The organism is Psychrobacter sp. 1Y6 (assembly GCF_052258385.2).
In the GTDB taxonomy this organism is placed as follows: domain Bacteria; phylum Pseudomonadota; class Gammaproteobacteria; order Pseudomonadales; family Moraxellaceae; genus Psychrobacter.
In genome coordinates, this window is the sequence record NZ_JBQQEW020000001.1 from 2256030 (window position 1) to 2271544 (window position 15515).

The 15515-nt window shown below is 43.6% G+C and carries 10 protein-coding genes; 7 read left to right on the forward strand and 3 right to left on the reverse strand.

Annotation, left to right across the window (positions count from 1 at the left end):
* The first annotated feature begins 181 nt into the window (after window positions 1-181).
* Window positions 182-904, forward strand: a complete 723-nt coding sequence (locus ACTXGF_RS23110) for a Bax inhibitor-1/YccA family protein (RefSeq protein ID WP_057759239.1) — start codon at window positions 182-184, stop codon at window positions 902-904.
* A 119-nt stretch (window positions 905-1023) separates the two neighbouring features.
* Here the strand turns inward: ACTXGF_RS23110 and ACTXGF_RS23115 are convergent, their stop codons facing one another.
* Complete coding sequence (locus tag ACTXGF_RS23115; RefSeq protein ID WP_443532537.1) at window positions 1024-3822, reverse strand: heavy metal translocating P-type ATPase; 2799 nt, start codon at window positions 3820-3822, stop codon at window positions 1024-1026.
* A 437-nt stretch (window positions 3823-4259) separates the two neighbouring features.
* Between ACTXGF_RS23115 and mrcB the strand changes: the two genes are divergently transcribed.
* From mrcB to purH, 6 genes are all read left to right on the forward strand, one after another.
* Window positions 4260-6764 (forward strand): penicillin-binding protein 1B, encoded by a 2505-nt coding sequence (gene mrcB, locus ACTXGF_RS23120; RefSeq protein ID WP_443532535.1) that lies wholly within the window; start codon window positions 4260-4262, stop codon window positions 6762-6764.
* An 80-nt stretch (window positions 6765-6844) separates the two neighbouring features.
* A complete protein-coding gene (locus ACTXGF_RS23125; protein ID WP_443532533.1) occupies window positions 6845-7657 on the forward strand; it encodes a tetratricopeptide repeat protein in 813 nt (270 codons plus the stop codon).
* 134 nt (window positions 7658-7791) lie between these two features.
* The gene (gene prmA / locus ACTXGF_RS23130) at window positions 7792-8718 is read left to right on the forward strand and encodes a 50S ribosomal protein L11 methyltransferase (protein WP_443532532.1); all 927 of its coding nucleotides are present in this window, start codon (window positions 7792-7794) and stop codon (window positions 8716-8718) included.
* A 172-nt stretch (window positions 8719-8890) separates the two neighbouring features.
* A complete protein-coding gene (locus tag ACTXGF_RS23135; RefSeq protein ID WP_443532530.1) occupies window positions 8891-10147 on the forward strand; it encodes an MJ0042-type zinc finger domain-containing protein in 1257 nt (418 codons plus the stop codon).
* A 178-nt stretch (window positions 10148-10325) separates the two neighbouring features.
* Window positions 10326-10688, forward strand: coding sequence for a DNA-binding transcriptional regulator Fis (gene fis, locus ACTXGF_RS23140; protein ID WP_443532528.1), 363 nt, complete (start codon window positions 10326-10328; stop codon window positions 10686-10688).
* Window positions 10689-10837: 149 nt separating this feature from the next.
* The gene (gene purH / locus ACTXGF_RS23145; RefSeq protein ID WP_443532526.1) at window positions 10838-12418 is read left to right on the forward strand and encodes a bifunctional phosphoribosylaminoimidazolecarboxamide formyltransferase/IMP cyclohydrolase; all 1581 of its coding nucleotides are present in this window, start codon (window positions 10838-10840) and stop codon (window positions 12416-12418) included.
* Between the two features lie 181 nt (window positions 12419-12599).
* On the opposite strand, the gene ACTXGF_RS23150 is transcribed toward purH, so the two are convergent.
* Together ACTXGF_RS23150 and ACTXGF_RS23155 are read right to left on the reverse strand one after the other, a co-directional pair.
* Window positions 12600-14474 (reverse strand): SurA N-terminal domain-containing protein, encoded by a 1875-nt coding sequence (locus ACTXGF_RS23150; RefSeq protein WP_443532524.1) that lies wholly within the window; start codon window positions 14472-14474, stop codon window positions 12600-12602.
* Window positions 14475-14825: 351 nt separating this feature from the next.
* Window positions 14826-15098, reverse strand: coding sequence for an HU family DNA-binding protein (locus ACTXGF_RS23155; protein ID WP_045445077.1), 273 nt, complete (start codon window positions 15096-15098; stop codon window positions 14826-14828).
* Between the last annotated feature and the right edge of the window lie 417 nt (window positions 15099-15515).

The window sequence follows — 15515 nt, forward strand, 5'->3', positions numbered from 1 at the left end:
AATCTATCTGTTCAGTTTTCCAATTAGCGTATTGAGCGATACAGTAGCCCGATGCGCTAGACAATGAGCAGCCTGAGGTTGCACCGCAGCAGTTGTCACGCAAACACAGTTGACAATAATGGCGGTTTTGCTAAAGTAACTAACATTACTATTTTTATATTTTATTATTAAGGACTTATGTATGGCCAATCCTATTGTCAGTCGCGCAGAACTTGCGATCGGCGGTAATCCAATGACGGTCAAGGGCGTAATTCAAAAGACCAGCTTGTTACTTGGTTTATCAGCCATTACTGGTGTGGGCTTTTTCTTTTATGCGCTTATGGCAGGTTTATCGCAAGGTTTTATTACGATGGCAGCCTTTGGTAGCATGATTGCTGCGTTTGTTCTGGCGCTTTTTATTACCTTCAAGCCGCAGAAAGCCAAGACTTTGGCTGTGCCTTACGCACTGTTAGAAGGTATATTTTTGGGCGGTATCTCATTATTTTTCATGAGAATGTATCCAACGGTACCAGTTACTGCAATGTGTGCAACTTTCGTCACAGCTGCGGTTATGCTGGGTCTATATCGTTCAGGTTTAGTTAAGGTTACTGAAAAGTTCCGTTCTATCGTGACCTCAGCGGTTATTGCCATTATGCTTGTCTATGTCGCACAGTGGGTACTTTCTCTAGCGTTTGGCTCATCATTGCCGTTCCTATTTGAAGGTGGCGCTATCGCTATTGGCTTTAGCTTATTTGTCATCGTTATCGCTTCTTTCACTCTACTATTAGATTTCGATAATATTGATCGCGGTGTTGCGATGGGTGTTTCTGAAGATTACGAATGGCTGTTCAGTATTGGTATTCTTGCAACCCTAGTCTGGATGTATATCGAATTTATGCGTCTGCTAAGCTATCTACAAGACTAATTTTAAGAGCGACCTAACAGTATCTCTGTATAGAAAAAACCGCCTTCCATTTGATGCAAGGCGGTTTTTTTATGGGCAAACTTTACAGACCTGTTTACATTAAATGCTTTTTAAAGAGGCTAAGCACGTTTTAGGCGTAATGCATTTAATACGACAAATAGCGAACTGAGCGACATACCAATTGCAGCAAGCCATGGTGGCACATAGCCTAAAGCCGCTGGTATCAGGACGATACTATTATAAGCGAGCGCCCAGCGGAAGTTTTGCTTAATAACACGTTCCGTCTTATCAGAGATACGTTTGGCTGCAGTGATAGCCTCGATTTGTCCGTTTAAGATAATACTATCACTAGATACTTGTGCTAAGTCTGCCGCACCTGCAATCGAGGTCGACACATCTGCCGCTGCTAGCACTGGTGCATCGTTGATACCATCACCTACCATCAGTACCACAGCACCGTTAGCTTGCAGCTGCTGAATATGATTGACCTTATCAGTTGGTGATAATCCGTTGTACGCTGCTTGCATACCTAAACTCTCAGCCATCACTAGCGCTTGCGGGCTTGGGTCACCTGTCAACATAACAGACTCGATACCTAGTCCTTTGAGCGTATCGAGCATCGACTGCGCACTATCACGTACCTTGTCATTGAAATAAAAGCATGCCAGCGCCTGCCATGTTTTGCTATCAGTATTTTGACAAGACAATACCACTGCTGAGCTGGCTCGCTGCGCTACTAGATCGATGGTTAAATCATTACTAGCATCTATATCATTGGCGCTATTATCTGTTCTGTCTAACGCAAAGTCCTTGTGACCGATTCGATATACAGTGCCATCAATCATTGCTTCTACACCGCCTGCTGGATAATGCTGTACGGCTTGCGTCGATGGTAGATGTAACTGATAGGCCGCCGTCAGTAACGCATGGGCAATTGGATGACGACTCCCCACTTCTAATGTAGCTGCAATGGCCAACAGCGTATCTTTTTGCGCTGTTAATGATAAATCGTCAATTTCGGTCTGGCTTTTTGGTGTGATTAACTCAATATTTAATAAATTCGGCTTACCATAAGTCAGCGTGCCCGTCTTATCAAAAGCAACATGCGTGATTTCAGCCAGCGTTTGTAGTGTGTGTCCACGCGTCGTCAAAAAACCATAGCTTGCCAGACGGTTGGTTGAGACAGTCAAGGCAATCGGCGTCGCCAACGACAGAGCACATGGACAAGTAGCTACTAAGACTGCCACGGTTGCCCAAATCGCTTGGCTTGGATCAACGAGATACCAACCGACAAATACCAAGACTGACAGCACCAAAATACGCGCGACAAACCAACGTGCCAGCTTATCTGCTTGCTGCGCCAATTTAGGTTTTTCGCTCATGGCGCGATTTATCAATCGATCAATTAAACCTATCTGGCTGTCTTTTGGCAATGCTGTGACTAGCATCTCAAACGGCTGGCTATCGTTTTGTGCACCGCCGACAATATAATCGCCTTGGGATTTGATGATTAAATCACCTTCGCCAGTCAGTAGACTTTGTGACACCGTTGCAGTAGAACTTAGCAAGATACCATCACTGATAATCTCTGAACCTACCTCAACCAAGATGATGTCACCCACTTGTAAACTATGAGCGGTGACCATTTGCTTTGACTCTATATCGCCTTCGGGCTGTGATTGCGTATTCGGTTGGTTGCGTGACTGCTGCCAGTCTTGAGCGATACGCGATGTGAGCTTATGAACATTGGCGTCCATACGCTGCATAAAATCAGGCATGACTTCAGCCGCCACACTCGAACCCTTTTGAGCATTACCTTCGATAGCTTTAATTTGTTGATATTCATTTTCTTTCAGCAGTTGTAACATACGCTCGGCAGCGGCTTTGTCTTCAGCGACTTTTTGTACCAATACTGGTTCAACTACGACCAAATCATTAGCCATAGTTGCGGCTTTTAGACGTGCGTTATGCTCGATATAACGTCCTGCCAGCAAAAAGAAAATAAACATACTGACCGAGTCATAGTATGTCTCCCCTTGCCCAGTGATGGTAGCGTAAAGACTGGCGAAGAAAGTAATAATCAACGCAAGACTGACGGGTACATCCATATTGACTTGGCGCGCACGAATTGCTGACCATGCAGAGGTAAAAAAAGGAATGCCAGCATAGAAAAATACAGGGGTGCTCACAAATAAAGACACCCAACGCAAAAAGTCACGTTGGAATATCAACATGTCGCTATACTCACCAAAATAAAGCGCAACGGCATACATCATCGCTTGCATCGAACCTAGTGCAGCGATGCCGAGACGCAACAGCATTTGGTTGTTATGACGTGCCAGCATGGCTTCGTGAGTATCTTGCCGATAAGGCTTGGCTTCATAGCCGATTTCGTTGATGACCGCTAAAATGCGACTGATGGGTAATTTGTTCTCATCCCAAATGACCCGCATACGTTGGTTGGTCAAATTTACCTGACACTTACCAATACCCTCTAGCTCATCGAGACGCGACTCAATCAGCCAAGTACAGGCAGCACAGCGTAAGTTATTAACAGACAGCTCTGCTACTGACATGCCATCTTGCGCGTAAACGAATTGCGATTTTATCTCGTCATGATCATAGACTTCGAGACGCGTCAGCTGAGTTGGCAAACTTGCCGTACGGTTAATCTCTGAACGGTCAAGATAGTATTGCTCAAGACCAGACTCTACAATACTTTGGGCAGCTAACTGACAGCCCATACAACACATCTCTCGTGACTGACCTAATATCTCAGCATAAAAGGGTGGCTGAGGTACGGGGTCGCCGCAGTGGAAACAGTGATCAGCCAGCGGGAGCACTAAGCCTTCGATGATAGAAGTGTCTTCATAAGAATGATTGGTAGCAGATAATACTGATGATGGGATACTAGACATAGTCGCGCTTACTTCCTTTGACAGGCTTGCTTAAAATGCATTCATTTAAAGCAAACTTGCTCGTATTGACTGTACTGTACGTCATGCCATAGAGCCGTTTTTAATCACATAAATATCACTACCGCTAGTAGCATAGTATTCATAACAAACGGCTAATAGCAAACAATTAGCAACAGCGAATTCATACAAAATACATCGTGAGGGCAATCGTAAATTGTTATCTTATATGGCGTTTATCTACCAGATTGAAAGTGACTGACGCTTTATTACAAGTATCGGTATTTTAATAGGGATTATACTATAAGCTATCGCTATGAGCAGTACCATCGCTCATGGCCTACGACCAATAAATGCCTGCGTTGACGATGATAGATTGAAAAATTTGTCAATTTGCGTCATTATGAGGCAGTTTTTTATCCAAAAATGGTGCGACATCCGTGCAAAAACCTAATTACAAGTTACCAAATACCAAGTTATCAGCGTCATCTAAGTCTGCTATGCGCACGCTACCTTCACAGCAGCGCGGCTTGGTCTTTAGTAGTCTGCTATTAATTATCATCATCGCAGGCATGGTGCTGTTGGCGCTGTATTTGATCAAACTTGATCGCACCATTACTCATAAGTTTGAGGGTAAGCGCTGGGACATTCCAGCCAAAGTGTATTCGCAGCCGCTTGAGCTGTATCAAGGCGCCAATGTCGATAGAGATACAATGAAGACATGGCTAGAGTTGCTTAATTATCAAAGCAACAAAGCTTATGACCGCACAGGTACCTATCACCGAACAGGTAATACTTACTTTATTCACACACGCGGCTTTACGTATAGTGCTAATGATAAAGATGCTGAGCAAGTCATCAAAATGACGATTTCTGGCAATAAAGTAGAATCTATCCAGAGTACTCTGCCTGCCAAAAGCGGTATCATTCGTCTAGAGCCTGTCAATATCGGTGGTATCTATCCCGACAGCAATGAAGATCGGATGGTTGTGTCTTTGGACGAAGTGCCTCAGCCGTTAATTGATGCCCTTATCGCTACCGAAGATCGCGCGTTTTATGAGCACAAAGGGGTATCGGTACGTGGTATCGCCCGTGCCGTAATCAATAACTTTACTGGTGGTGCTAGACAAGGTGGCTCGACCATCACTCAGCAGCTGATCAAAAACTTCTACCTCAATTCAGATCGCACTATCAAACGCAAAGCCAACGAAGCATTGATGGCCGTGCTACTTGAGCTGCATTACAGCAAAGATGAAATTTTACAGACCTATTTGAATGAGATTTATCTGGGTCAAAATGGCAATCGCTCTATCAATGGTTTTGGTCTGGCATCACAGTTTTATTTTGACAAACCACTTAATGAGCTGCGCTTAGATCAGCAAGCGATGCTAGTTGGTATGGCAAAAGGCCCAAGTATCTACAACCCACGTCGTAATCCAAACGACTCAAAAGCACGCCGTGACGTAGTGCTTAACAACATGCTGACCATGGGCACATTGAGCCAAGAAGACTATGACAAAGCCTTAAAGCAACCACTTGGCATCGTGGATAAGCCTGCTGAAGGCAAAAGTCAGTTCCCTGACTTCTTAGATATTGTCAAACGTGAGCTAAATACCGTCTATTATTCTGACGACCTCAAGAACGAAGGTCTGATTATTATCAGTACTCTAGACCCTATCGCTCAATTGGCTGCAGACAAAGCCGTTGATAGAAAACTTGGTGAGCTACGCCGTAATAGTAGCAAAACTAAGGATTTACAAGGCGCGTTAGTGAGTGCCAATCCTGAGACTGGCGAGCTAGTGTCTGTCGTGGGTAGTGGTAGTGAATTTACAGGGTTTAACCGCGCGGTCGATGCCAAACGCCAAGTTGGCTCATTGCTGAAGCCTATCATTTATATGACTGCGCTTGAGAGCGGTCGTTATAACTTGGCCAGTTCAGTAGATGACTCCCCTATTACGGTCAATCTAAACGACGGTACTGACTGGAACCCTAAAAACTACGACAACCGTGATCATGGCTATGTACCATTTACCACGGCATTGTCTCAATCCTACAACCAAGCAGCAGTACGCTTAGGTATGGAGTTCGGCGTTAATACCTTTGCTAAGCAATTACAGCGCATGGGTATCAAAGAAAAAATCCCACCTTACCCATCAGCACTATTAGGCTCAGTTAATTTGAGTCCGATGGATATGCTTGGTATTTACCAAGTATTTGCCACTGGTGGTTTCCGCACTCCTATTCATAGTATTCGTACCGTTATTGATGATCGCGGCCGTATCTTACAGCGTACTGGGCTTAATACTCAGCGCAGTATTCCACCTGAGACCAACTTTTTGACCAACTATGCATTACAGCAAGTCGTCTCAAATGGTACAGCCAGACGTGCACAATCGCTCGGCAGCAATTTAAACCTAGCAGGAAAAACAGGTACGACAAACGACTACCGCGATGCTTGGTTTGCAGGCTATAGTGGCAACTATGTAAGTGTTGTTTGGGTTGGCCGTGATGATAATAAACCGATTGGTTTGAGTGGTGGTACTGGCGCCTTACCAGTTTGGGTAGATTATATGAAACGCCTAAAACTGACTCCAGTTGCTCTACCAGAGCCAGAAGGTATCGAGTGGTTATGGTTAGAAAACAACTCAGGCAAACTGTCTAATGAACGCTGTGCCAACGCTCGCTACCTGCCAGTAATGTCAGCTCACCTACCAGAAGAAGCTAGCAATTGTGCGCTGAGCCTGTATCAGCAAGATCGCGCTCGTGAACAGACACAGTTCCAAAATCAGCAAGGTGATATCAATCAACAACGTCGCCGCGAAGGTTTAGAAATTCCAAATGGTGAAGCTGTTGAGTCTGATGGTGCAGAAGGTAGCAGCGAGCAAAGTGAAGGTGATGAAGACCGTGCTGATACTTGGTATGACCGCGCTGTTGAATGGTTCTAGCTGTTGAATGGCACTAGCTGTTAAATAACTCTAATAGTGTTTTTGGTATTTAGCTTTTAATATTTAAAAAAGGTTTTAACATGATGGTGTCATCTTTACGGACAACTACTTCAGTAAAACAAACCATAGTGCTATGGCGTAATAAAATTACGTCAAGCAATACCTTACTTGCAGGCAGCACGATCGTTGGTATATTAAGCCTAAGTGCTTGTCAAACAGCACCTAGCACATCGACCACAGTGCAAACAACGCCTGTTCAAACATTACCAACGTCACAACCGACCGTGCCATCAACGACAACTGCTCAAGCGCCTGTCACGGAAGCAAATGATCAAAGCAACTATCCAACCGAGCCTTACGATGCAGTTGAACAGTCCGAAACACCAAATCCGTTAACGCAAGAGACCCCTGTATTTACGCCTCCTGCACCAGAAGTGACGCAGCCTGACCCTATTATCATTGCGCCTTCTCGTAATGACTATATAATCTCTGAACCATCAGTACCGTCGCATAACGAGCTACTTGAGCACGCTAGAAGAAACTCGCAGCAACGTACTCAACAATCTGCCAGCAACAATGGTAATCTACCTGCATTTCGCAATTTGATGCAAGTAGGTATCAGTCAGTTGAAAGCGGGCAATCTAACCAATGCCGAGAGCAGCTTTACCCGCGCGCAGCGTCTGGCGCCCAAGTCATCGGCGGTATACTTCTATTTGGCACAAGTAGCGTTAAAAAAGAACCAGCCTCGTAAGGCAGAAGCGATGGCACGTCGTGGTCTTAGTGTCTCTCAAGATAGCAGTCGTAGACGAGCACTATGGCAAGTTATATTGCAATCAGGACAAGCTCAGAGTAACTCACGCGTGGTCAATGAAGCAAAACAAGCCTTGCGCTAATAACTGAGTATTTGTACCTCTTAGATTTATTGGTTAAAACATCTATATACATCATTCATTTCATTGTATGTAGATTTATCTAGGGCAGCCCCTAACACCTACACTTATTTTTATTTCCGCTTAAGGTTATTTTTATGGCATGGCAACAACTGCATTTACAATGCGAAAAATCAAACGTCGACTTGGCTGAAGCGCTTTTGTTAGAAGCAGGCGCATTATCAATAGCTTTAGACGATGCTGGCGATCAACCTCTGTTTGAGCCACTTCCAGGTGAATCACCGCTTTGGGATGAGGTGATACTAACAGGGCTATTTGATGCGACTACTGATGCGGGTAGTCGTCAAGCGGTTGAGCAATTAAGTCATGAAATTGCTGCACAAGTACAGGCTACTCGTATTTGGCTAACGGCTGTTGATGATAAGGACTGGGAACGCGAGTGGATGAGCAACTATCATCCTATCGAATGCGCTAATGACTTATGGATTGTACCTGACTGGCTAACGCCGCCTAACCCTAAAGCCACTAATATCATTATGGATCCAGGCTTGGCATTTGGTACTGGCTATCATGCTACGACTCGCCTGTGCCTAGACTGGCTAACAGAGCAAGACCTAACAGACAAAGTGGTTATCGATTATGGTTGTGGCTCAGGTATTCTAGGGATCGCTGCTTTACTATTGGGTGCACGCCAGGTATATGCAGTCGATATTGACCCACAGGCGGTACTTGCTACCAATCAGAATGCGGTACGCAACAATGTAGGCGACCGTTTGCAGGCATTTTTGCCAGAAGAATTTACAGATTACTGCTCGCAACTTGACGTTTTGCCTGTAGAAGTGATCGTTGCCAATATTTTAGCGAAGCCGCTTATTGGTTTAGCACCTTACTTTGCAACACTGATTGCGCCAAAGGGCCGTATCGTATTGGCAGGTTTGATTGAGTCACAAACCGAGCAAGTCACTGAAGCTTATCAGCCATATTTTGCACTCGATCCTAAGCATGCTTTTACTGCGCAAGAAGACCAACATTGGCAGCGTTTATCAGGTACATTTACCAGCTAGCAACATTTAATTACATCTGTTACGATAGAGGACAGTCAAATGTTATGTGTTTGACGCCACTCTGTCTTTGCCCATAATTCATCGAAATTAAATAAGTAAAATGAGTATTGTGGGCAGCTATTGGTGAGTGGCTAAGCGGTATTGATAACCATACTTTTTTGGATTCGCCTCTATGACCACGCCAATAAAAACCCAATGCCCCCATTGCCAAGCTTGCTATAGCGTTAAACAAACTCAACTAAATCAAGTCAATGCTACCATCAGCTGTGATCGGTGCCAGCAAAGTTTTTTGGTCAATAAGCATCTTGTGGTAAATTCTGAGGTTATTCAAAAACCAACACCACAAAAAAATATTCCTGCTCAACAAAAAGCTCAAACTCAACCAATATCAAACGAGCAAAAAACGTCTACTAGTAGTAATCAGCATAAACTTCAAAATGTGTCAAATCGCCCTACATCTTCAATCAGTAAGAAAAAGCCATCTGATACTTTGATTCATGACGACTTAATCTATGATGATATGGATATAGACGATCCAGAAGAAAACGTTCAAGAGTATGACTCTTTAGATAGCATGGATGCATGGTTAACTCAAGCCAGTAATACCAGTCCTAGCGTAGCTACCACAGAAAAACCAGAAGCGCCCCTTTCTAAAGAAACTATCAAAAGCTCTAATTCATCAACAAAGAAACCATTTACTAGTACAATATCAGCATCAACACAGAACATGCTCAGCTCGGCAGCGGCCAATGATATTCATGCCAATGTTGAGAGTACTGATAACAATTCATGGCTACAAAAACTATTAGAAGAACAAAATCAAGACGAAGAAACACCGCCAGATGACACAGACTTATCACAGCTTCTATCTGATATGGGAGTACCCGTTAAAGATGAAGAGCCTACTGCCGACGAACGTTTAAGAAAAACACAGCTACCGTTTGCACCAACCCAAACGACACGTTCAATTGCATCATTATTATGGATATTAGGTTGTTTGGTCTTAGCACTGCTACTCGCGGCTCAGTATGTTATTTTTAACTTAGAAAATTTAGTCAAAAACCCAGCCTATGCTCAGCGTCTCCAATCGATCTGCTCTGTCGCTGCCTGCAGCTTGCCCAGTGCAGACTTATCAGCGCTTACCATCAACAATACCTTTCATAGAAGCAGTCAGATTAAAACTGCTGGTACATTTAGTGATATAGGCGCTACTCTAAGTAATGGCAGCCCGCAGGCACAATTATACCCAAATGTTAAAATAAGCGTTTACGGTAGAGACGAGATTATTGGAGAGTTCATTGCGGATCCAAACGATTATTTATTAGGCAAGCAAAATCAGTTAGCTGCCAATACAGATAGACAGCTATTGTTTACTATTCCTGTGGCTAATGCGCAAATTCGCGACATTACTATGACCGCTCTTTATTAGATTGGGGTGTCATATATAAATAAGCGTGAGTAGAAAACACACCGTAAATTCACTTTCAATTAAACCGTGATAGCCAAGATAACGATGAATCTATCAGCGCTAGGCGATATTAATTTGATATACTATGGTTCTGACCCCTTATAATCAGAATTTTTCTTCATCTCAAGGATATTATTTTATGGCACCTCATGCACAGCATAATGCCAATCATTTTGCTAAAAGCTCTGAGCACCCTGCCGATTATAATAAAGACGAATACCAACCACCTACGCACGGCTTTGATTTTGCTAGTCAAAACTATACAAGTAGTGCGCAGCAACCTCTACGAGTTCATGTAGAGCGTGTGGTACGTCAGTACTTTGCGATGTTAGGAGATGAGATGCCCACTGATTTATATGAATTGATTTTAAAGCAAGTCGAAGAGCCTCTCTTATCTGTCGTCCTAGAAAAAACAAGAGGCAACCAAACCAAATGTGCTCAGATATTAGGCCTAAATCGAGGCACTTTGCGCAAAAAAATGAAGAACTATGATTTAATGTAGCATTGTTATATGAGCTTACCCATCATCATTGACTATCATTATGTATGGCAATCAAACGTTCGTCGCTTTATCTATCATGATACGGCATACCGTTGTCATCATCACCTTGCCAGACGTTTACGTCAGGCTTTTTTTATGGAAAATTTCTTATGAGTACAACCCCACTTGCCCTACTATCGGTCTCCGATAAGTCTAATATCGTCGAGTTTGCTCAAGGCCTTCTCAAAGCAGGTTTTGGTTTATTATCTACTGGCGGTACTTATCGTCTGCTCACAGAAAACAATGTCGACGTGACTGAAGTATCAGATTACACAGGCTTTCCTGAAATGATGGATGGCCGTGTCAAAACGCTGCATCCTAAGATTCACGGTGGCATCCTAGGTCGCCGTGGCACAGATGATGCAGTTATGAGTGATCATGCGATTGAACGTATCGACTTAGTCGTCGTGAACTTATATCCGTTTGCTGAAACGATTGCACGTGCTGACGTGACTATGAACGACGCTATCGAAAACATCGATATTGGCGGCCCTACCATGGTGCGTTCAGCAGCAAAAAACCACGCTCATGTAGGTATCATAACTGATCCAGCTGATTATGACCGTGTACTTAACGCCTTAGACGGTCGCACCGAACTGACGACTGCTTTACGTTATGATTTGGCAGTAAAGGCGTTTGAGCATACTGCACAATACGATGGTATGATTGCCAACTTCTTAGGTAGCCGTGTCAACGAAACTCAAGAGCCAGAAAACTTCCCACGTACATTCAATGTACAGCTTGAAAAAGCACAAGACCTACGCTATGGCGAAAACCCGCATCAAAACGCGGCTTTCTATACTGAAAACCAGCCTTTAAAAAGTAAACAAGCTTCAATCGCGACAGCTAAGCAGTTACAAGGCAAAGCATTGTCTTATAACAATATCGCAGATACCGATGCTGCGCTTGAGTGCGTTAAAGCTTTCAGCGCGCCTGCTTGCGTTATCGTTAAGCATGCCAACCCTTGCGGTGTCGCGGTTGATAATGACCAAGTAGCGGCTTATCGTACTGCTTTTAGCACCGATCCTGAATCGTCTTTTGGTGGTATTATCGCATTCAACCGTCCGTTGACGCTTGCTGCGGCAAAAGCCATTATCGACAATCAGTTTGTAGAAGTGATTATTGCACCTAGTATCGAAGACGGTGTCCTTGAAGCGACAGCTACTAAGAAAAACGTACGCGTATTGGTATGCGGCGAGCTACCAGCACCAGATCAGCGCGATATCCAACTTGACTATAAGCGTGTTAACGGCGGCTTACTAGTACAAGAGCAAGACCTTGGTTTAATCACTGCTAACGACCTAAAAATCGTCACTGATGTACAACCAACTGAAGCGCAAGTGGCAGATCTACTCTTCAGCTGGAACGTGGCAAAATACGTCAAATCTAATGCCATTGTCTACGCAAAAGGTCAACGTACTATCGGTGTTGGCGCAGGTCAAATGAGCCGCGTTAACTCAGCACGTATTGCTGCTATCAAAGCAGAACATGCTGGACTAGCAACTGAAGGTGCTGTTATGGCATCAGATGCGTTCTTCCCTTTCCGTGATGGCATCGACAATGCTGCTGAAGTAGGTATCTCTGCTATCATTCAGCCAGGTGGCTCTATGCGTGATGACGAGACCATTGCTGCTGCTAACGAGCATGGTATCGCGATGGTATTCACAGGCATGCGCCATTTCCGTCATTAAACAATCACCTATTAGTTTAAGACTGGGATTAGTCGCAGCAATTGTATTTATTACTGCGACTAATTTTCAGCTTCTATAATATTCGTGATAATTATCGTTAAAGCATCATCCAAAAAAAAGCCACTGTATCAATTGAGACAGTGGCTTTTTTAATATCTAAGAATAACGAACTAGCAAATACTTAGCGTCCTTGTGCATTTGCCATATTGCTTTCATTAATCTCAACCGTGTACACCATACGTAGATAGTCCAAATAGTCTTGCAACTGGTCTTGGCCTAAATTGTCACGGATAATACTAGCTGTTTGCGCTCGTTGCATATCAGACAGCGGTGACTGCTGCTCAGTCTTAATACGGTCTCCAACCAGTAGCGTTGCACCCATCTCAGTCTCGCTAGCAATCGCGACAACGCCATTGTCAGCGGCTTGCTGGCTAAATGCCAATCCACGCTCTTTGTCCGTTAGCTGCGTCGTTTGACGGTTAATTTCACCCAGTGCTTGGAAGCTTACCGACTGCTTACTAATATCAGCTGGCGTCTTGATACCAGCAGCCAATGCTTTAGCATCTTTTAAAGCTAATGCTGTCGCTTTCTGCTGACGGAGTATTTGAGTGATCCTTGGGGTTGCATTTGCTAGAGCAAGCGTCTTAGTAGGGCGATAATTGCTTGGCTGTAGCCATACTGTACCGTTACCAACTTCCACGCCTGCCGTTACCGCTTGATCTTGAATAGTAAACTCATCAAAGGCCTGTTTAATCACAGCTGGTTGCGGCAGTGCAGACTTGTTATTCACTTTACGATAATCTTTGATACGCTTTAGACTGACGTTTTCTTGCTGTGCAATATCTTCGATACTGAAACCATCTGCTGCCAAATCATTGATTGATGTCACTTTATCAGCATAGATTTCCTGACGTTTATACTCTTTTGCTTTCGCAGTCAGCTCTTCACGCATACTGTCTAGGCTTGGAATTTTTTTGCCATTGTCTTCAGTAACCGTAAATATCTGATAGCCAAAGCTGGTTTTGATAGGTGCAGTCACATCACCAACGCTCAACCCTTCTAGTGCCTTTTGCACCGTATCTGCATCACTGCCAAACACTGACGGATTAAAGCGTCCGATATCACCACCTGTTTCACCTGATGGATCATCTGACTCTGCTTTAGCAAGCGCAGCAAACGTTTCACCTTTATTCAGACGAGCTTTGACTTTATCTGCTCTTGTTTTAGCATCTTTACCAGTAAACAGAATCTGACTGACTTTACGCTCATCAGTAGCCGCAATGCTTTGCTTATAAGCGTCATACTGCTGCTGCAACTCTTCTGTGGTTACTTCATCAACCTTAATAGTTTGCGGGCTGAGCTGAATATACGCCAAGTCAACCATCGCTGCACTTTTCAATGTGTCTTTGTTAGCATCATAATATGATTGAATGTCTGCTTTACTAAGCTTAACTTTGTCAGCATAGTCTTGCCAATTAAAGCGATGTACCCAAACGTTACGCGACTCAAGTTGCAAGTCAATCAATTGACTAACCGCTTGCATAGGATAGACAGCCGTCCCAACGATACTGGCGTTTAATTGATCCAAGCTTAACTGATTGCGAAATTCTGCAAATAGCTGGTTTTTGGTCATGCCGCGCTGACGCAAGAAGTTTGAGAACTGATCATTTGAAAAGTTACCTTCTGCATCTTGGAATATTTCTTCTTGACGCAGTAGGCGATTGATCGTGTCGTCAGAGACTGTCATACCAAGCTTACCTGCTTGCTGCTCTAACAACGTACGATCGATTAAACCCTTTAATACTTGCTCATGAAGCACATCTTCATTCAATAAGCTGGCATCTTCGACTTGCTCTAGCACTTCAGAACGACGGCTATTGACAGCAGTTTGATACTCGGACAGTCCTACGCTTGCCTCACCTACCTGCGCAATCTGGTTGGGATCGACGTTGCCGCCAAAATAGCTTTCGACACCCAAGAGAGCGAGCGGCGATAGGCATAAAATCAATAAAATGCGACCTGGCCAGCTTTTTAAGAAATCGCGCAATTTATCCATAGTTATCTCTGCTTTATTAACCTATATTGATGAAAAACCATTGTAATACTGTTAGGAGCTGTTAAGTGCAACCTGCCAACATCAGTGCTATCTAAGCTCGCAATGGTAAGAGTAAGAGCGTATGCATTTTATAGTAAAAAACAAAATTTACTAAAGAAATCTGACTTAAATGACACACCTATCGCGCGCCCTATGATACGTGATTTTTCATGCAGACTCAAAATATTCACGACGCATGATACAAACTATAGCGATAAAAAAAGCACCTAAATATTAGGTGCTCTCTTCGATGGCTAGCTCATTACCTCAGCTATAGACCACCGACTATCATTTTACGCTTAAAAAGGCGGCTTAGTTCAAGCGCTCTTTTAAGTTTTTACCAGCTTTGAAGCTTGGTACTTTGCTTGCTGGAATGCTTAGCTCTTCGCCAGTCTTAGGGTTACGACCAGTGCGTGCTTTGCGATCTTTTACACTGAAAGTACCAAAGCCAACTAATGAGATGCTATCGCCAGCTTCTAGCGCTTCGCCAACACTTTCCATAACAGCGTTTAGTGCATCACCAGCTTGGGTTTTATTTAGACCACTTTTGTCTGCGATGCTATCAATTAATTCTGACTTATTCATAAAATTTCCTTCAAGTTTAAGGGGGTAATAAATGCTCACGCCAAGTATTGTAACGCTCTCATGGTGCTTACGCAATAAAAACTACCTAACTGGCGCATTAACAGGTTCTTCTTTGTTATCGTCTTTATATCAAGGCAGCATAAGGAGCGCAAGCGATTTTACATATTTTTGTGCTCTACACTACGTATTTGACACCTAATGTTACGCAAAGCGTTAGGAATTTATATATAAGTGGCTCTGTATAACTGAGACGATTGGCTTTCCTATTTTCTACGCTTTGACAGATTTGTCAATTGCCGTCTGTGCATTGCTATACATTAAGTTTGTATATTACTGGTCATAAATAAGAGTGTCTTTATTGACTGCTAAATTGTAATGTAATAGTTTAGCCACTACAGAAACTAGCGTTACTTTTTA